This window comes from Streptomyces sp. NPDC054786 (assembly GCF_053611685.1).
The window spans coordinates 60935-78240 of record NZ_JBSHAW010000026.1; the positions used below are offsets into that span (position 1 = coordinate 60935).

A 17306-nucleotide genomic window follows, 5' to 3' on the forward strand; every position below is an offset into this window, starting at 1 on the left:
GGCATCATGAACCGCATCGACGAGGCCCACGTCAACGCCCCCTCCTGGGGCGCAGGTTGGACCGCGGCCGTCCAGCGTCCCAGCGAGGGCTTCCACAAGAACTGGGCGCGGGAAGGGTTCGCGGACCAGACCGTACGCCAGGTCGTGCGGGTCACCGGAGCCGGCACCTCGGCCCGTATCAAGCTCTCGCACCGCTACGGGAGCAGCCCGCTGGAGGTGGCGGGTGCCACGATCGCCCGTACGGATCGGGGAGCGGCCGAGCAGACCGGCACGGTGCGTCGGCTCACCTTCGGCGGGGCCGATGCGGTGCGGATCCCGGCGGGCGGTGAGGTCTACAGCGATGCCGCGGAGGTGAGCGTGGCGCCGTTCGAGTCACTGACGGTGTCGCTGTACTTCGCACGGCCGACCGGCCCGGCCTCGTTCCACGCCCAGGCGTACGCCACCACCTATCGGGCCGCCGGCGACCAGCTCGCGGCGGCCGATCCGGCGGTGTTCGGCGAGACGACGGTGTCCTGGTACTACCTCGCCGCCGTGGAGCTGGCGGACGGCGGTCCGGCGCGTGACGACACGGTGGTGGTCTTCGGCGACTCCCTCACGGACGGCTTCGCCTCGGCCATCGACGGCAACCACCGCTACTCGGACGCACTGGCCGAGCGGCTGGCCGCCCGCGGCACCCCGCGCCCCGTGCTCAACCAGGGCATCGGCGGGAATCTGCTGCTGAGCGACTCGGCATGGTTCGGCGACCGGGCCGGCGACCGCTTCCGCCGCGATGTGCTCGACCAGCCGGGCGTGCGCTCGGTGGTGGTGCTGGTGGGCCTCAACGACATCGGCTTCAGCGAGATCGAGCTGCCGACGTACCGGCCCAATCCGGATCGCTCCGTCGGTGAACTCATCGCCGGGTACCGGGAGTTGATCGGTATGGCCCGCGCCGCGGGGGTGCGGGCCACCGGGGGGACGATCATGCCGTTCAAGGGTTCGGAGTACCACACACCGGCCGCCGAGGCGAAGCGCCGCGAGGTCAATGACTGGATGCGCACCTCGGGCGAGTTCGATGCGGTGGCCGACTTCGCCGCGGCGCTGGCCGATCCGGCGGACCCGGACGCGCTCGCGCCGCCCCATGACAGCGGTGACCACAAACACCCCAACGACGAGGGCTACCGAGTCATGGCTGACGCCGTCGACGTCGACGCACTCTGATCCCGGCAGGCGCGTGCCCGAGTCCGGGGGGCGGGCGCCGATGTTCCCGGTGCCCGGTTCACCTCACCTCTCTTGGGCGGAGGCGCTCCCGCGCTCCAGGCGCTCGGCGATCCGGAAGGTTTCGAGCACGACCAGAGTGTCGTCGTCGACGGTGAATTCCGGGTCGCCGAGCTCATGGCGCAGGTCCGGGCCGTGCCAGAAGGCCTCGTGGGCGGACCGCCAGGCGGCCACCGTCGTATGGCCCTCGCCCTCGGCCATGGCGTGCGCCCGGTCGACCTCCGCCAGGCGGACCACCCGTACCCCGGTCACCTCGATCACGGCCACCGGCCGGCCGGCGGAGTCGGGCATGACCGACCGTTGACCGGCGGACGGCAGCGGCTCCTCGCACCGCTCGTACTCGGTCAGCAGGCCGGTCGTGGCGGTCTTGCCACCGGAGAGCACCGCGGCGACGAGCCGGTCGCGCAACGGCCCGGGGAAGCCGAGTGCGAACTGCGGGAGGTCCAGGTGATCCTGGTGCGGGGGCATACCGCGCAGCGTAGGCGCTACGGGCGCGGTGCGGGTGTGGTTCCGCGGGCGGCGCGGGCGGTATGCAGGGCCCAGCCGATCAGCGGGAGCTGGCCGGGCAGCCGTGCATAGGCCAGGGCCTTGAGCGGCGCCGGGCGGTGCCGCCAGTCGTGGGCCATCTTGATGTTGGCCGGGAAGACTGCGGCGAACAGGCCCGCGGCGGCCAGGGCGCCGGCCCGGCGGGTGCGCGGCAGGGCGACGGCGGCGGCGACGGCGAGTTCGGCGACGCCGCTGGCGTACGTCCAGGTGCGGGGGCTGCCGGGCAGCTGCCGGGGCACGATCGCGTCGAACGGCTTCGGCGCGAGGAAGTGCAGGGTCCCCATCCCCGCCAGCAGACGGGCCAGCGCGCGGGCGGATCGGTCGTCAGCTGTCACGGAGAGCTCCCGGATCGGACGGACGGAGCGAAGGCAGGAGGCGGGCCGGCCGGTCACCGGGCCGGCGGCCGAGGAATGGGTGCGGCGGCCACCCCGACCACTGAACTGGCCGCCGCGACTCCGACCTTACCCGCGGGTCACTTACGGGGCCATCACTTGATCGTCCGCCGGGGTGAGGTGTGCGTCACGCCGTACCAGCGCCGCATAGCGGCCCTCGGCGGCGAGCAGTTCGTCATGGGTGCCGCGCTCGGCGATCCGGCCGGCGTCCAGCACGACGATCTGGTCGGCGTCGCGGACCGTGGAGAGGCGGTGCGCGATGGTGAGGGTGGTGCGGCCCGCGGACAGCTCGTCGATGGCCTGCTGTACGGCGTGTTCGGTGCGGGTGTCCAGGGCACTGGTCGCTTCGTCCAGGACGAGGACGGGCGGGTCGCGCAGGATGGTGCGGGCAATGGCGAGGCGCTGTTTCTCGCCGCCGGAGAAGCGGTAGCCGCGCTCGCCGACAAGGGTGTCGTAGCCGTCGGGGAGGGCGGCGATGTGGTCGTGGATCTGGGCGGCCCTGGCCGCGCGGGCGATCTCGTCGTCGGTGGCATCGGGCTTGGCGAAGCGGAGGTTGTCCGCGACCGAGGCGTGGAAGAGATAGGTCTCCTGGGAGACCACGCCGACCGAGCGGGCGAGAGTGTCGAAGTCGAGGTCGCGGACGTCCGTGCCGTCGAGGGTGACCCGGCCCCCGGTCACGTCGTAGAGCCGCGGCACGAGATAGCTCAGGGTGCTCTTGCCGCTGCCGGTCGGTCCTACGACGGCCAGGCTGCCGCCGGCCGGGACGGTCAGATCGATGCCGTCGAGGGTGAGGGCGGCCTCGGGGTCGTAGCAGAACCGGACGTTCTCGAAGCGGATCTCGCCGCGCGGCGCCGGGAGGCGGACCGGCTCGGCGGGCTCGGTGATGGCGACCGGCAGATCGAGGTACTCGAAGATGCGCTGGAAGAGCGCGAGCGAGGTCTGCATCTGTACGCCGGTGGACAGCAGCGAGACGGTCGGCCGCAGCAGGCCCTGTTGCAGCGACACGAAGGCGACCAGGGTGCCGAGGGAGAAGGCCGGGCCGCCGAGCTGGAGGACCATGCCGGCCGCCCAGTAGATCAGCGCGGGCATGGCGGCCATGACGATCCCGATGGTGGCCATCCGCCAGCGGCCGGCCATGTTGGCGCGGACCTCCAGGCCGACCAGCCGCTCGGACTCACCGGCGAAGGTCTTGGTGAGGGAGTCGGCGCGGCCCATCGTGCGGCCGAGCAGGATGCCGCTGACCGAGAGGGATTCGGTGACCATCGCGGACATCGCGGCCATCTGCTTCTGCCGCTGGGTGGTGATCTTCTTGCGTTCGTTGCCGACCCGGCGGCTGATCCAGACGAAGAGCGGAAGCAGCAGCAGGGAGACGACGGTCAGCCGCCAGTCGAGGGCGAGCATGGCGCAGACGGTGGCGATCACGGAGGTCAGATTGGAGACCAGGGAGGTGGCCGTGGAGGTGACCGTCGCCTGCATCCCGCCGATGTCGTTGGCGATCCGGGACTGGACCTCGCCGGTGCGGGTGCGGGTGAAGAAGGCCAGCGGCATCCGCTGGAGTTTGGCGTAGACGGCGGTGCGCAGATCGTGCATGACGCGCTGGCCGACGGTGGTGGACAGCAGGGTCTGCAGGACGCCGAAGACGCTGGTGGTGACGGCGGTGGCGATCATGCCGAGGGCGAGCAGGGTCAGCAGTCCGGAGCGCCGGCCGGGTATCGCCACGTCCAGGATCTCGCGGAGGAGAAAGGGGGAGGCGACCGAGACCAGCGAGGAGGCGCCGACGAGCAGGCCGACGAGGGCCAGCCGGGCGCGGTAGGGGCGGAAGAGGGCGAGGATCCGCCGCAGTGGGACCGGATTTTCCGGGTCCTTGGGCGGTGGGGTCCACTCTGGTTCGTCGCTGCGCATGGGCTCCTTCGAGGGGTGCGGCTTCCCGGGGGGAGGGACAACAGGCATGCGGATACCGGGACAAGCATCGTGGAGCTTAGCTCATTGTTACCTATGCTCACAATGAATTAAGTCCTGTCATCCGCTATCCTCGCGCCATGCCCTCCCCCGAGCCGACGGTCAGCACCACCAACCTCGCCGAGCAGCTGGTACGGCTGACCCGCCGGATGCACCGCGCCCAGAAACACCACCTGGAGCATGTGGACATCGCCTTCACCCCCGCGCAGTCCCGGCTGCTGCGGATCGTCGGCCACTACCGCGGCACCCCGCCGCGGATGGCCGACCTCGCCGAGCGGCTGGAGGTCGTCCCCCGAGCGGTGACCACACTGGTGGACGCGCTGGAGGCGCATGGCGCGGTGCGCCGGGTGCCCGATCCGGCCAACCGCCGGGTCGTACGGATCGAGCTGACCGACACCGGCCGTTCCACGCTGCGCGCGTTGCGCAGCGCGCGGCGGGCCGCGGCGGAGGAGATCCTGGCCCCCCTGACCGCCGATCAGCGCGAGGTGCTCGGCGGCCTGCTGTCCACCCTGGTCGACGGGCCGGACAGACCGCACTGAGCTGACGCGCAACCGGAGGAGTGCCGCCATGCCCCTGCTGGAGCCCAACCCCCAGGCCCTGCGCCCCACCGCCACCGGCAGCCCCGCGCACGACCGGGTGGCCGGCGAACGGGCCTCGGGCACTCCGGAGCCACTGCGCGGCGAACTGATCGCGCTCCTGGGGCCGGACAAGGTACTCCACAAGATCTCCGACCTGGTCCGTTACGCCTCGGACGCCAGCCCGTACCGCTTCGTCCCGCAGGTCGTGGTGGTGGCCGAGGACCTCGACGACATCTCCGCGGTCTTCTCCTACGCCCACGGCAGGGGCCGCAACGTCGTCTTCCGCGCCGCCGGGACCTCGCTCAACGGCCAGGCGCAGGGCGAGGACATCCTCGTCGACGTCCGCCGGCACTGGAGCGGGATCCAGGTCCTCACCAATGGTGCCCGCGCCCGGATCCGGCCCGGCACCACCGTGCTGCGCGCCAACACCACCCTGGCCCGGTACGGCCGGCTGCTCGGACCCGATCCGGCCAGCGCCCTCGCCTGCACCCTCGGCGGCGTGGTCGCCAACAACGCCTCCGGGATGACGGCCGGCACCACCCGTAACTCCTACCGGACACTGGCCTCGGTCACCCTCGTCCTGCCGTCGGGCACGATCGTGGACACCGCGGAACCGGACGCCGACGCGGAACTGGCGCAGGCCGAACCGGCGCTGTGCGCGGGCCTGCTGGCGCTGAAGGCGGAGATCGAGGCGGATCCGGAGCTGGTGGCCAGGATCCGCGCCAAATACGGGATCAAGAACACCAACGGCTACCGCCTGGACGCCTTTCTCGACGGCGCGACACCAGTACAGATCCTGCGCGGGCTGATGGTCGGCTCCGAGGGCACCCTCGGCTTCATCGCCGAGACGGTCTTCGACACCCTGCCGCTGGACCGGCACACCTCCAGTGCGCTGCTGTTCTTCCCGACGCTCCGTGCCGCGGCCGCAGCCGTGGCGCGGTTCAACGCGGCGGGCGCGCGGGCCGTGGAGCTGATGGACGGCAATACGCTGCGCGCCTCGGTGCGCGTGGCCGGGGTGCCCGCCGACTGGGCGGCGCTGCCCAAGGAGACCGCCGCACTGCTGGTGGAGTTCCGGGCACCCGACGAGGCCGCCCAGGAGGCGTACGAGCGAGCCGCGGCACAGGTGCTGACGGAGCTGGAACTGGTCGCTCCGGTCGCGTCCGTCACCAATGCCTTCACCCGGGACCCGGCGGCCATCGGCGGCTACTGGAAGGCCCGCAAGGCGTTCGTGACCGCGGTGGGCGGTACCCGGCCGTCCGGAACGACGCTGATCACCGAGGACTTCGCGGTACCGCCGGACCGGCTCGCCGACGCCTGTACGGCCCTGCTGGAACTGCAGGTGCGGCACGGTTTCGACGCGGCGGTCGCGGGCCATGCCGCACACGGCAATCTGCACTTCCTGCTCGCCTTCGACGCGGCGAAACCGGCGGATGTGGCGCGCTACTCCGCGTTCATGGACGCCTTCTGCGAGCTGACCGTCCGGCGCTTCGACGGATCGCTGAAGGCGGAGCATGCCACCGGCCGGAACATCGCACCGTTCCTGGAACTCGAATGGGGCCCGCGGGCAACGGAGTTGATGTGGCGGATCAAGGAAACCGTGGACCCGCACGGCATTCTGGCGCCGCGCGTCCTGCTCGACCGCGATCCGCAGGCGCATCTGCGCGGACTGAAGACCCTTCCGGAGACCGAGGCCGTCGCCGACCCGTGCATCGAGTGCGGCTTCTGCGAGCCGGCCTGCCCCAGCGGGGATCTCACCACCACGCCCCGCCAACGGATCGTGCTGCGCCGCGAGATGCAGCGCCAGGCGCCGGGCTCCCCGGTCACCACCGCACTGCTGGACTCGTACGGCTATGACGCGGTGGACACCTGCGCCGGTGACTCCGTCTGCCAACTGGCCTGTCCGGTGGGCATCGACACCGGCGCGCTGATGAAGGACTTCCGGCACCGGCGCCACACACCGCGCGAGGAGTGGATCGCGGCGCAGTCCGCCCGGCGGTTCGAGGCCGTCGAGAAGGCGGCACGGCTGGCGGTGGCCGCCGCCGACCGGATCGGCGACCGGCTGACGGCGTCGCTGACCCGCGCCGCCCGCAGGGCCGTACGCCCCGATCTGGTGCCCGAGTGGCTCCCGCGGATCCCCGGCGCGGCGGCCCGCACGCTGCCCGTGACACGGCGGGCCGGGGCGGCCGCGGTGTACTACCCGGCGTGTGTGAACCGGATCTTCGGTGAGCCGGCCGGGTATCGGGGGCCGTCGCTGCCGGAGGCGGTGGTGGCGGTGTCACAGCGGGCGGGACGGCCCGTGTGGATCCCGTCGGACGTGGCCGGGACCTGCTGCGCCACCATCTGGCACTCCAAGGGATATGAGCGCGGCAATACGGTGATGGCCAACCGCATCGTCGAGGCGGCCTGGGGGTGGACGGCCGGCGGCAGTCTGCCGCTGGTGGTGGACGCGTCCTCGTGCACCCTGGGCCTCACCCGTGAGGTGGTGCCCTATCTGACACCCGACAATGCCGCGCTGCACGCCGAGCTGACGGTCGTCGACTCGGTCGTCTGGGCCGCCGAGGAGCTGCTGCCGCGGCTGGAGGCGGTGCGCACGGTCGGCTCCGCGGTGCTCCATCCCACCTGTTCCATGCAGCACTTGGGGGACGAGGCGCAGCTGCGCCGGGTCGCCGAGGCGTGTGCGCGGGAGGTGGTGGTGCCGGACGACACGGGCTGCTGCGCCTTCGCCGGTGACCGCGGAATGCTGCACAGGCAGCTGACGGAGTCGGCCACCGCGAAGGAGGCGGCCGAGGTGACCGCGCGGCACTTCGACGCGCATCTGTCGGCGAACCGGATGTGCGAGATCGGCATGGATCACGCGACGGAGGGCCGGGGCTATTACTCGGCCCTCCTGGCGTTGGAGCGGGCCACGCGCCCTGCTCCCCAGCCGCTGCCCACCGGCCGCCGCAGCCCTCACCCGCCGCTCGGGCCGGGCCCGTTCGGCGGGTGAGGGTGCGTGTCAGCGGGTGACGTGCAGGGCCACCGCTCCCTTGGCCGGGACCGAGAGCTGTGCTTTCCCGTCGTCCCCGACGGTGACCGTATGGCCGTCACACGAGGACGGCGCGGCCGCGACGACATTGCAGTACGTGCCGGCGGGCAGCGAGGTCGCGAAGGTCTGACCCAGCTCGGCATCGCCGTTGTTGAGGGCCACGAACCCCTTGCCGCCCCGGGCGAAGGCGAGGGCGCTGCCCCCGTTGTCCCACCAGTCCGTCAGCTCCGCCGAGCCCACCGCATTGCGGAACCCCACCATCCCGGTGATCGCCTGCTTGGCGTGCTCGTTGGTCCAGCCGCCGCTGCCGCTGGGCGGCCCGGCGTCCTTGTCGGACCACTCGTAGCCGGAGTGGACGTTCGGTGAGCCGTAGGGCGAGGCGAGCATGAAGACATTGGCCAGGGTGTAGGCGGCGCCGTCCTTGTAGGTCAGCGTGGAGCCGTTGCGCTCGGTGTCCCAGTTGTCGACGAAGGTGCGGGCCTTGTCGCCGGGGAGCTTGCCGTCCGCGACGGACTTGAGCTGGGCGAGGTTGCCGCCCTGGAAGGCGCTCTTGAGGTGGCTGCCGTAGCGGAACTCGTCGACATCGCCGATGCCGGTGTACTCCTCGGGCTGGACCGCCTCACCGGCGCCGTAGATGACCTCCTGCGCCCAGTAACCCGGGTCGCGCATCTTGCCCTTGATGGCGGCGAGGTCGGTGGCGGAGATGTGCTTGGCGGCGTCCACCCGGAAGCCGTCCACACCCAGCGACCGCAGGTCGTCGAGGTACTTGGCGATGGTGATACGGACGTGCTCGCTGCCGGTGTCGAGGTCGGCGAGCCCCACCAGTTCACAGGTCTGGACGTCCTTGCGGTCGCCGTAGTCGGAGATGCTCTTGCGGCAGCCGTGGAAGTCCTGGTCCTGGTAGGAGCCGGGGTAGTGGTACTTGGTGTACTGGGTGCCGCCGGTGCCCGTACCGGATCCGGCCGCCATGTGGTTGATGACGGCGTCGGCGATGACCTTGACGCCCGCGCCGTGGCAGGCGCTGACCATCGAGGCGAACGCGCTCCGGTCGCCCAGCCGTCCGGCGATCTTGTAGCTGACGGGCTGGTACGAGGTCCACCACTGGTCGCCCTGGATGTGCTCGGAGGCGGGTGAGACCTCGACATAGCCGTAGCCGGCCGGGCCCAGCTGATCGCTGCAGGCCTTGGCGACGTCCGCGTACTTCCACTCGAACAGCGTGGCGGTGACGGTCTTTTCACCGGGTGGGGCGGCCTGGGAGGACCACGGCGCGAAGGTGGCGAGGCCGGCCGCGGCCAGCACTCCGGCCAGGGCCCCGCCCAGCACACGGGAACGTTGCTGCATCTTGCGGCTCCTTCGTCATGGGGCGCGGCACCACACACCGCACCCACGAGAGCAGCCACGCGCCAGGCCGCCGTGGGGGGATTCCGCATCGGAGCCTGCCGTTTACCTCGCGGACACGTCAAGGTTTTCCGCAAGGCTTTTCAGTGACTTGCGAAAGGTGCTGACGGCGACACCTCCGGTGTTGCCGTAAGCCGTCCGGTATTGCGGCAAAGAGTCCAAGAGTGCCGCATCAAGAGTCCAATCGGCCCTCTTGTGCCTCAGGCCGTCGGCCGACAGGGTCCTGACCGAGGTTCACGTATGCCCCGGCACACCACCGCTCCCCTGGAGGACCGATGAACGAGGCACCATCGCAGAACCACGACCACAACGAGGCGGCCCCGAGCCGTCGTTCGGTCCTGTGGACCGCCGGTGCGGCGGGTGCCGGGCTGGGGCTCGGCGGCCTGTCGTCCGGACCGGCCGCGGCGGCCGCCCCCTCGACGACGTCGTCCGCCGCATCCCCCGACGCCCAGGGCAGGACCATGATCGGGGTGCCGTTCGAGCGGCGCAGCACCGTACGCGTCGGCATCATCGGCCTCGGCAACCGCGGTGGCAGCATGATCGACCTCTTTCTCGCGATGCCGGGCGTGCGCGTCGTCGCCCTGTGCGATCCGGTGAAGGACAAGACCGCCAAGGCCGCCAAGAAGGTCACCGCCGCGGGGCAGCCCGCGCCCGCCGTCTACACCAACGGCGACCACGACTTCGAGAACCTCTGCAAGCGCGGCGACATCGACTTCGTCTACGCGGCCACCCCGTGGGACTGGCATTTCGAGATGGCGAAGACGGCGATGCTCAACGGCAAGCATGTGGGCGTGGAATGCCCCATCGCGCTGCGTCTGGACCAGCTGTGGGAGCTGGTCCATCTCTCCGAGCGCACCCGCAGACACTGTATGCAGCTGGAGAACTGCTGTTACGGCAAGAACGAGATGCGGGTGCTGCGGATGGCGCATGCGGGCCTGTTCGGCGATCTGCTGCACGGTGCCGGTGCGTATATCCACGATCTGCGCGGCCTGATGTTCGACCCCAAGTACTACGAGGGGCCGTGGCGGCGGCTGTGGCACACCCGGCTGCGCGGCGATCTCTACCCCAACCACGGTTTCGGCCCGGTCGCCAACTACATGGACATCAACCGCGGGGACCGCGCCGTACGCCTCTCCAGCGTCGGGACGCCCGCCCTCGGCCTCGCCAAGTACCGCAAGGAGCACATGCCGGCGAACGACCCCAGCTGGAAGGAGTCGTACATCGAGAGCGACCGGACGATCAGCCTCGTCCAGACCGCCAAGGGACGGGTGATCCGGCTGGAGCACGATGTCTCCACCCCGCACCCCTACAGCCGGATCAACAGCCTCGGCGGCACCAAGGGCCTCTTCGAGGACTACCCGGAGCGGATCTATCTGGAGCCGGACCAGAGCAACGACGAGTGGGGCGACTTCGCCAAGTACGCGGAGTGGGACCACTGGCTCTGGAAGGAACACGCCAATCCGCCCGGCGGGCACGGCGGCATGGACTACATGCTGGTCTTCCGGCTGATGCAGTGCATGCGGCTCGGCCTCGTACCGGACTTCGACGTCTATGACGCCGCGACCTGGACCGCACCGGTGCCGCTGAGCGACCTCTCGATCAAGGCGAACGGCGCCCCGCAGGAGATCCCCGACTTCACCCGCGGGCTGTGGAAGAAGGCACGGCCGGGGATGGACTCCCAAAAGCCGGAGGAGTAAGGGCCGGAGGCGGGGCGGGCCCGGCGGGCGGCGGTGCGCCGGCCGGGCCCGGCGCGTCAGCTGTCGCGGGTGGTGACCGAGGCGGCGCCCTCGGCCCCCTCGCGCGGCTTCGCCGGATCCTGCTCCGCCCGCTGTGCCACCGGCTCCTGTTGCTCCCCCGGCCGGTCGGCCGCCGCGGTGGCCGGCAGCTCGCCGTTCAGGACCTTCTTCGCCGTCACCCGGTCCAGCGCCCCTTCCCAGCGGGAGACCGCGAAGACCGCGACACAGTTGCCGAGCAGATTGGTCGCCACCCGCATCGAGTCCATGATCCGGTCGACGCCGAGCAGCAGGGCGACCGCGGCGGCCGGGATGACGCCCAGCGCGGAGGCCGTCGCGGACAGCGCGAGGAACGCCGAACCCGGCACGCCCGCCATGCCCTTGCTGGTCAGCATCAGTACCAGCACGACGGTGATCTGCTGGCCGAGGGACAGATCCACACCGATGGCCTGGGCGATGAACAGCGTGCCGATGGAGAGGTAGATCGAGGCGCCGTCGAGGTTGAAGGAGTAGCCGGTCGGCAGCACCAGCCCCACCGCGTCGTCCCGGCAGCCCGCGGCGCGCAGCTTCTGCATCATCCGCGGCATCACGGTCTCGCTGGAGCCGGTGCCGAGCGCCAGCAGAAGTTCCTCGCGGGTGTAGCGGACGAACTTCCACAGGCTCAGCCCGGTGACGGCCTTGAGCGCACCGCCGAGCAGCACGAGGAAGACCAGCGCAACGCCGTAGCAGACCGCGATCAGCTTCCCGTACGTCGACATCGCGCCCAGGCCGTACTCCCCCACCAGGTGGGCGGTGGCACCGAAGACCGCGAGCGGGGCAAGCTTCATGAGGAAGCCGACGATGGTGAACACGACGTCCTGAGCCTGCTCGATCAGCGGCAATATCTGCGGCGCCTTCTTCTGCCCGAGGTGCAGCAGGGCGGCGCCCACCAGGCAGGCCAGCACCAGGACTTGGAGCAGCGAGTTCTCGGCGAACGCGCCGACCGCGCTGTCCGGCAGCGACTCCAGGACGAACTGGGCGGCGGAGGGCAGCTGTCCGCCGCCCGTCTTGGCGTCCACCGCGCCCTTGTCCAGGGACGCCGGGTCGATATGCATGCCGGCGCCGGGCGCGAAGACATTGCCGGCCAGCAGGCCGACGACGAGCGCGATGCTGGTCGCCACCTCGAACCAGATCAAGGCCTTGACCCCGATCCGGCCGAAGGCCTTGAGGTCACCCGCCTTGGTGATCCCGGCGACGACCACGCAGAAGACCAGCGGGGCGATCATCGCCTTGATCAGGCGTACAAAGCCGTCACCGAGCGGCTGGAGCGAAGATCCCGCCTGCGGCCACAGGCGTCCGACGAGAACACCGAGGACCAGGGCGATGAGTACCTGCGTAAACAGGCTGGTGCGCAGGAGACGGCCTGCGCGGCGGGTGAGGCTTCCGGTGGCGTGCGGCACGGGCACTCCTCCATGGACGGATTCTGGGATGCGGAAGTGGACTTCCACGATCCGTCACTATGGCCGCTTGTTGTTCACCACGAAAGAGGTCTGTGTAACTTCCCGGGAAATCTTGGAGCTTGATCCAAGGAGGAGCGCACGGGCCATCCAATTTCGGGCAGGGGTGACCGCTGTGTTCGCAATCCTCCTGCTTTGCGGTGCCCCCCGGCGCCGAGCCTCGCACGCTCGCCGCGCGCCTCGTCCGCTCACCGCGCGTCGAACGCTCAGGCCGCCAGGTGCGCCCTGTCCCCCATGACCACCACGGGGTGCCGCGCCGGGTCGAGGGCGCGCAGCAATGCCTGCATCCCGGCCTTCGGGACGCTGACGCATGCCGACGTACCGCTGCCGTGATCCAGATGCAGCCAGACTCCACCGCCCTTGGACTGACCCTGCGGACGGGTCGGGTCCAGCGGGGAGGTGCCCTGGACGCGGTTGTAGTTGATCGCGACGACGTAATCGAAGTCGTGCCGGGTGTTCTTGGACCAGTACGACGGCGGGGTGAACGCCGAAGAGTGCGCATAGGGCAGCTTGGCGCCGGGGTCCTGGAGCACCCCGCCCGCATCGGTCAGCGGGAACACCCCCACGGGGCTGCGCTTGTCCCCTTCGTGGTGATCGGCCGTCCAGCCGCGCCGTCCGTTGTGGGCGGCCCAACTTCCCTTGCGGTCCCAGCCCTTGGCGCCCTTGTCGTAGAGGACGACGGTGGCGTCGGCGGAGTTCACGCCCTTGCCGTAGACCGCCACGACTTGCCGGGAGCCGGCCGGGATCCGCGACCGCAGGGCGGTGCCGACCTCGGGGATGTTCTTGAGGTGGGTGGTGGCCGACGCCCCGCGGGCCGGGCCGCCGGGACGCTCCCCCTTGCCCGCGCCGTCACCCTTGCCGTCCCCGCTCTTGGCGCCGCTCGCACCGCCGCAGCCCGCCAGAAGAGCCAGCCCCGCCGCGGCCACCGCCGCCATCCGCATCGCACTGCCCGCTGTTCGCATGGCCCCCATGGTCGCACCGCCGGTCCGACGGCCGTTCCCTACCCGACCGCCGCGTACGGGCCATCACACAATTGTCCGAATCGCCGGGCCACAGCGGAAAAACCGTTTGAAATCCGCCCACGCCGCGGGCCAATCTTCCAGGACCTCCGCCGGAGACGAGACGGGCGAGAGGTCATTTCGCCTGCCGGAGCGGCCTGTTGCCGCCCACCACCACGACTTCGCCTGGGACATCATGCACATTCGTGACCTTCCGCATCCCGACCCGGGCGTCCCGGACGTCCGTACCGGCGGCGCGTTTCTCCTGTGGCTCTACAAACAACAACTCGGCGGGCAGCTCAAGGCCCTCGCCTGGGGGCTGGTGAACGTCGGCGCCATCGCCGCCTCCCCGGTGCCGGTGGGTCTTGCCGTGCAGGCCGTGGTGGACCGCGACGGCGGCCGGCTCATCCTGGCCGGCGGCCTGATCATGGCCTTGGGCATGCTGATCGCGCTCGGTGGCACGATGCTGCACCGCGCGGCCGTCACCAACTGGATCACCGCCGTCGCCCGGATGCAGCAACTGCTCGCCCGCAAGACCACGGAACTGGGCTCGGCCATGACCCGGCGGGTGGCGGCCGGCGAGATCGTCGCCGTCAGCACCGGCGACCTGGAGAAGATCGGCTGGTTCGTCGAGGCGATCTCCCGGTTCGGTGCCGCCGCGGTCACCGCGGTCGGCGTCTCCGTCGCCCTGGCCCTCTACCAGCCGGAACTGGGAGTGCTGGTGGCCGTCGGCGTCCCCGTCATGGCGCTGGCCGTGCTGCCGTTGCTGCCGCACGCCACCCGACGCGCCGACGCACAGCGCGAGAAGGCCGGCCAGGCCACCGAGCTGGCCTCCGACACCGTCGCCGGACTCCGCGTACTGCGTGGCATCGGGGGCGAGGAACTCTTCCTCGACCGCTACCGAAGCGCCTCCCAGGAAGTACGCGAGGCCGCCGTCCGCAGCGCCCGGATGTGGTCGCTGATCTCGGCCGTCCAGGTACTGCTGCCGGGCCTGCTGCTCATCGCGGTGGTCTGGTATGGCACCCGGCTCGCCCTCGACGGCACGATCGCCGTCGGCGATCTCGTCACCATCTACAGCGCGGTCACCTTCCTCCTCTTCCCCCTCAGACACTTCGAAGAGATCGCCCAGGCCTACTCCTTCGCCAAGCCGTCGGCGAAGCGCACGGCCCGCGTACTGGCGCAGAGCCGGCCGGCCGGCGGGCAGGACAGGGACCGAGGGGCGACGCCCACCGGCGATCTGCACGACCCGGTCAGCGGCCTGACCGCCCCGGCCGGCCGGCTCACCGCGGTGGTCTGCGGCGACCCCGACACCGCGGGACGGCTCGCCGAACGCCTCGGCGGACACCCTCCGCAGAACGACGACGACGGCGGCGACGGCACCGGCCTGGTCTCCGTCGTGCTCGGCGGCACCCCGCTGGACGAGCTGCCACGCGACGCCGCCCGTGCGGCCGTACTCGTCCAGGACAAGGACCCGATGCTGCTCTCGGGCACGCTCGGCGAACTGCTCGACGTACCGGCCTCCGGCCGGGTGGGTGCGACGGAGGCGCTGGCCGCGGCTCAGTGCGGCGATGTGCTGACCGCGCTGGCCCAGGCGTCCGTCGACGACTCGGGAGATCCGATGCACACCCACATCACCGAGCGCGGCCGGTCGCTGTCCGGCGGGCAGCGCCAGCGGCTCGCACTGGCCAGGTCCCTGGTCGCCGACCCGGAGGCGCTGGTGCTCGACGAGCCGACCAGCGCCGTCGATGCGCACACCGAGGCCCGGATCGCCGACAGCCTGCGGGAGATCAGGACGGGGCGTACGACCGTCGTGCTCACCTCCAGCCCGCTCCTGCTGGACCGGGCCGAACAGGTGGTGTTCCTCCAGGAGGGCAAAGCCGTCGCCGGGGCCGGCCACCGCGAGCTGCTGCACAGCCACCCCGCCTACCGCGCGATCGTCACCCGCGAAACGGACCCCGAGCCGGCGCTGTCGACCGGCCAGATCGAGGAGAGCGCATGATCGGCCTGGCACCGCCGGAGCACGATCCGGACGCCCCGCAGACCCTCACCACCCTTCCCGTCGGCTCACCGGCCACGGTGCGCAGCTATGTCGGCGGCCTGATCCGGCGTCACCGCGGGGCGTTCACCCTGCTGGTCGTGGTGAACGCGGCCGCGGTGATGGCGTCCATGGTCGGCCCGTATCTGCTCGGCGGCGTCGTCGAGAAGCTGTCCGCGGGCGCCCGGGACCTCCAACTGGAGGGAACCATCGCACTGTTCGCCATAGCGCTGGCCGCCCAGACGGTGTTCGTCCGGACAGTCCGGCTGCGCGGGGCGATGCTCGGCGAGCGGATGCTGGCGGATCTGCGCGAGGACTTCCTCGTACGGTCCGTGGCGCTGCCGCCGGGCGTCCTGGAGCGGGCCGGCACCGGCGATCTGCTGTCGCGGATCACCACCGACATCGACCGGCTCTCCAGCGCGATGCGCGAGGCCGTACCCCAGCTGTCCATCGGCGTGGTGTGGGTGGCGCTGCTGCTCGGCGGGCTGACGGTGACCGCGCCGCCGCTCGCGCTGTCCGTACTCATCGCGCTGCCGCTGCTGTTCGTCGGCTGCCGCTGGTACTTCAAACGGGCGCCGAGCGCCTATCGTTCGGAAGCGGCCGGTTACGCCGCGGTGGCCGCGGTGCTCACCGAGTCCGTGGACGCGGGGCGTACGGTCGAGGCCCATCGGCTGGGCGCCCGCCGGATCGCCCTGTCGGAGCGCCGGATCCGGGAGTGGACCCAGTGGGAGCGCTACACGCTCTTTCTGCGCTCGGTGCTCTTCCCCGTCGTCGATCTGACGCATGTGCTGCTCCTGGGCTCGGTGTTGCTGCTCGGCGGAGCCTTCGTCATGCAGGGGTGGATCACTCCGGGGCAGCTGACGACGGGGGCGCTGCTGGCGCAGATGATGATCGAGCCGGTCGGCATGGTCCTGCGCTGGTACGACGAGCTGCAGGTGGCCCAGGTGTCCATCGCGCGGCTCGTCGGCGTCCGGGAGATCGAGCCGGAGGCCGCCGATACGGAGCGGTTCCCGGACGGCCGGGACGTCCACGCCGACGGGGTCAGCTTCGGCTACCGCGCGGGCGTCGATGTGCTCCGGGAGGTCTCGTTGCGGGTCCGTCCGGGGACCCGGCTCGCCCTGGTCGGGCCGTCCGGCGCCGGCAAGTCGACGCTGGGCCGGCTGCTGGCGGGGATCTACGGCCCCCGGGTGGGCAGCGTCACCCTGGGCGGGGCCGAGCTCTCCGCGATGCCGGCCGAGCGGATCCGCGAGCAGGTGGCGCTGGTCAACCAGGAACACCATGTCTTCGTCGGCTCGCTCCGCGACAATCTCCTGCTGGCGCGCAGCGGTGCGTCCGATGCCGAACTGTGGGCCGCACTCGGCGCGGTGGACGCCGATCACTGGGCGCGGGCCCTGGCCAAGGAGCTGGACACCGAGGTGGGCTCGGGCGGCCATCCGCTGACGCCTGCCCAGGCCCAGCAGATCGCACTGGCCCGGCTGGTGCTCGCCGACCCGCACACCCTGGTGCTGGACGAGGCGACCTCCCTGCTCGACCCGCGGGCGGCCCGCCATCTGGAGCGCTCGCTGAGCCGGGTGCTGGACGGCCGTACGGTCGTGGCGATTGCGCACCGGTTGCACACCGCCCATGACGCCGATGTGATCGCGGTCGTCGAGGGAGGCCGCATCAGTGAGCTGGGCAGTCACGACGAACTGGTCTCCGCCGAGGGCGCGTACGCGGCACTCTGGCGGTCCTGGCACGGCTGATGCGGGGCGGGAGCAACGGGGCTCCCTACGATCCGCCGTATTCGTGAGTGCCCGCGGATCATGTCCCACCCGGCCCGAGCGGGTCCGGGTGATCTTGCCACTGGTGACGGCAGCGGCTCCCGGCCCGCGGGCCGGGAGCCGTCGGCACCG

Annotated in this window: 12 protein-coding genes; 6 read left to right on the plus strand and 6 right to left on the minus strand. The window is 71.2% G+C overall.

From position 1 onward, the window contains the following. The first annotated feature begins 6 nt into the window (after window positions 1-6). Window positions 7-1197, plus strand: coding sequence for a GDSL-type esterase/lipase family protein (locus ACWGI6_RS22455; protein ID WP_453269168.1), 1191 nt, complete (start codon window positions 7-9; stop codon window positions 1195-1197). Window positions 1198-1260: 63 nt separating this feature from the next. Here the strand turns inward: ACWGI6_RS22455 and ACWGI6_RS22460 are convergent, their stop codons facing one another. The 3 genes from ACWGI6_RS22460 to ACWGI6_RS22470 all read right to left on the minus strand — a co-directional run bounded on the left by ACWGI6_RS22460 (window position 1261) and on the right by ACWGI6_RS22470 (window position 4094). Continuing rightward, window positions 1261-1722 (minus strand): ASCH domain-containing protein, encoded by a 462-nt coding sequence (locus ACWGI6_RS22460; protein ID WP_453269169.1) that lies wholly within the window; start codon window positions 1720-1722, stop codon window positions 1261-1263. Between the two features lie 17 nt (window positions 1723-1739). Continuing rightward, complete coding sequence (locus ACWGI6_RS22465) at window positions 1740-2135, minus strand: DoxX family protein (protein WP_393905310.1); 396 nt, start codon at window positions 2133-2135, stop codon at window positions 1740-1742. A gap of 141 nt (window positions 2136-2276) precedes the next feature. Then, window positions 2277-4094 (minus strand): ABC transporter ATP-binding protein, encoded by a 1818-nt coding sequence (locus tag ACWGI6_RS22470; protein ID WP_453269170.1) that lies wholly within the window; start codon window positions 4092-4094, stop codon window positions 2277-2279. A 137-nt stretch (window positions 4095-4231) separates the two neighbouring features. Between ACWGI6_RS22470 and ACWGI6_RS22475 the strand changes: the two genes are divergently transcribed. Continuing rightward, window positions 4232-4690, plus strand: a complete 459-nt coding sequence (locus ACWGI6_RS22475) for a MarR family winged helix-turn-helix transcriptional regulator (protein ID WP_453269171.1) — start codon at window positions 4232-4234, stop codon at window positions 4688-4690. Window positions 4691-4718: 28 nt separating this feature from the next. After that, on the plus strand, window positions 4719-7715 hold the full coding sequence (locus ACWGI6_RS22480; protein ID WP_453269172.1) for an FAD-binding and (Fe-S)-binding domain-containing protein: 2997 nt from the start codon (window positions 4719-4721) through the stop codon (window positions 7713-7715). A 9-nt stretch (window positions 7716-7724) separates the two neighbouring features. On the opposite strand, the gene ACWGI6_RS22485 is transcribed toward ACWGI6_RS22480, so the two are convergent. Next, complete coding sequence (locus ACWGI6_RS22485; protein ID WP_453269173.1) at window positions 7725-9095, minus strand: alpha-amylase; 1371 nt, start codon at window positions 9093-9095, stop codon at window positions 7725-7727. Window positions 9096-9427: 332 nt separating this feature from the next. Between ACWGI6_RS22485 and ACWGI6_RS22490 the strand changes: the two genes are divergently transcribed. Continuing rightward, window positions 9428-10849, plus strand: a complete 1422-nt coding sequence (locus ACWGI6_RS22490; protein ID WP_453269174.1) for a Gfo/Idh/MocA family protein — start codon at window positions 9428-9430, stop codon at window positions 10847-10849. Window positions 10850-10905: 56 nt separating this feature from the next. Here the strand turns inward: ACWGI6_RS22490 and ACWGI6_RS22495 are convergent, their stop codons facing one another. Together ACWGI6_RS22495 and ACWGI6_RS22500 are read right to left on the minus strand one after the other, a co-directional pair. After that, window positions 10906-12324, minus strand: a complete 1419-nt coding sequence (locus ACWGI6_RS22495; protein ID WP_453269175.1) for a cation:dicarboxylate symporter family transporter — start codon at window positions 12322-12324, stop codon at window positions 10906-10908. A gap of 263 nt (window positions 12325-12587) precedes the next feature. After that, complete coding sequence (locus ACWGI6_RS22500; RefSeq protein ID WP_453269176.1) at window positions 12588-13352, minus strand: hypothetical protein; 765 nt, start codon at window positions 13350-13352, stop codon at window positions 12588-12590. A 223-nt stretch (window positions 13353-13575) separates the two neighbouring features. Here ACWGI6_RS22500 and ACWGI6_RS22505 point away from each other — a divergent pair, with 223 nt between their 5' ends. Together ACWGI6_RS22505 and ACWGI6_RS22510 are read left to right on the plus strand one after the other, a co-directional pair. After that, a complete protein-coding gene (locus ACWGI6_RS22505; protein ID WP_453269177.1) occupies window positions 13576-15378 on the plus strand; it encodes an ABC transporter ATP-binding protein in 1803 nt (600 codons plus the stop codon). Continuing rightward, complete coding sequence (locus tag ACWGI6_RS22510) at window positions 15375-17156, plus strand: ABC transporter ATP-binding protein (protein ID WP_453269178.1); 1782 nt, start codon at window positions 15375-15377, stop codon at window positions 17154-17156. The genes ACWGI6_RS22505 and ACWGI6_RS22510 overlap by 4 nt, the downstream gene beginning before the upstream one ends. The last annotated feature ends 150 nt before the right edge of the window (window positions 17157-17306 follow it).

Bases quoted from the DNA above. Each gene is read 5' to 3' on its own strand.
- ACWGI6_RS22455 (WP_453269168.1), top strand. From the start codon at position 7: ATGAACCGCATCGACGAGGCCCACGTCAACGCCCCCTCCTGGGGCGCA.
- ACWGI6_RS22480 (WP_453269172.1), top strand. From the start codon at position 4,719: ATGCCCCTGCTGGAGCCCAACCCCCAGGCCCTGCGCCCCACCGCCACC.
- ACWGI6_RS22510 (WP_453269178.1), top strand. From the start codon at position 15,375: ATGATCGGCCTGGCACCGCCGGAGCACGATCCGGACGCCCCGCAGACC.
- ACWGI6_RS22485 (WP_453269173.1), bottom strand. From the start codon at position 9,095: ATGCAGCAACGTTCCCGTGTGCTGGGCGGGGCCCTGGCCGGAGTGCTG.
- ACWGI6_RS22460 (WP_453269169.1), bottom strand. From the start codon at position 1,722: ATGCCCCCGCACCAGGATCACCTGGACCTCCCGCAGTTCGCACTCGGC.
- ACWGI6_RS22500 (WP_453269176.1), bottom strand. From the start codon at position 13,352: ATGGGGGCCATGCGAACAGCGGGCAGTGCGATGCGGATGGCGGCGGTG.
- ACWGI6_RS22475 (WP_453269171.1), top strand. From the start codon at position 4,232: ATGCCCTCCCCCGAGCCGACGGTCAGCACCACCAACCTCGCCGAGCAG.
- ACWGI6_RS22470 (WP_453269170.1), bottom strand. From the start codon at position 4,094: ATGCGCAGCGACGAACCAGAGTGGACCCCACCGCCCAAGGACCCGGAA.
- ACWGI6_RS22490 (WP_453269174.1), top strand. From the start codon at position 9,428: ATGAACGAGGCACCATCGCAGAACCACGACCACAACGAGGCGGCCCCG.
- ACWGI6_RS22505 (WP_453269177.1), top strand. From the start codon at position 13,576: ATGCACATTCGTGACCTTCCGCATCCCGACCCGGGCGTCCCGGACGTC.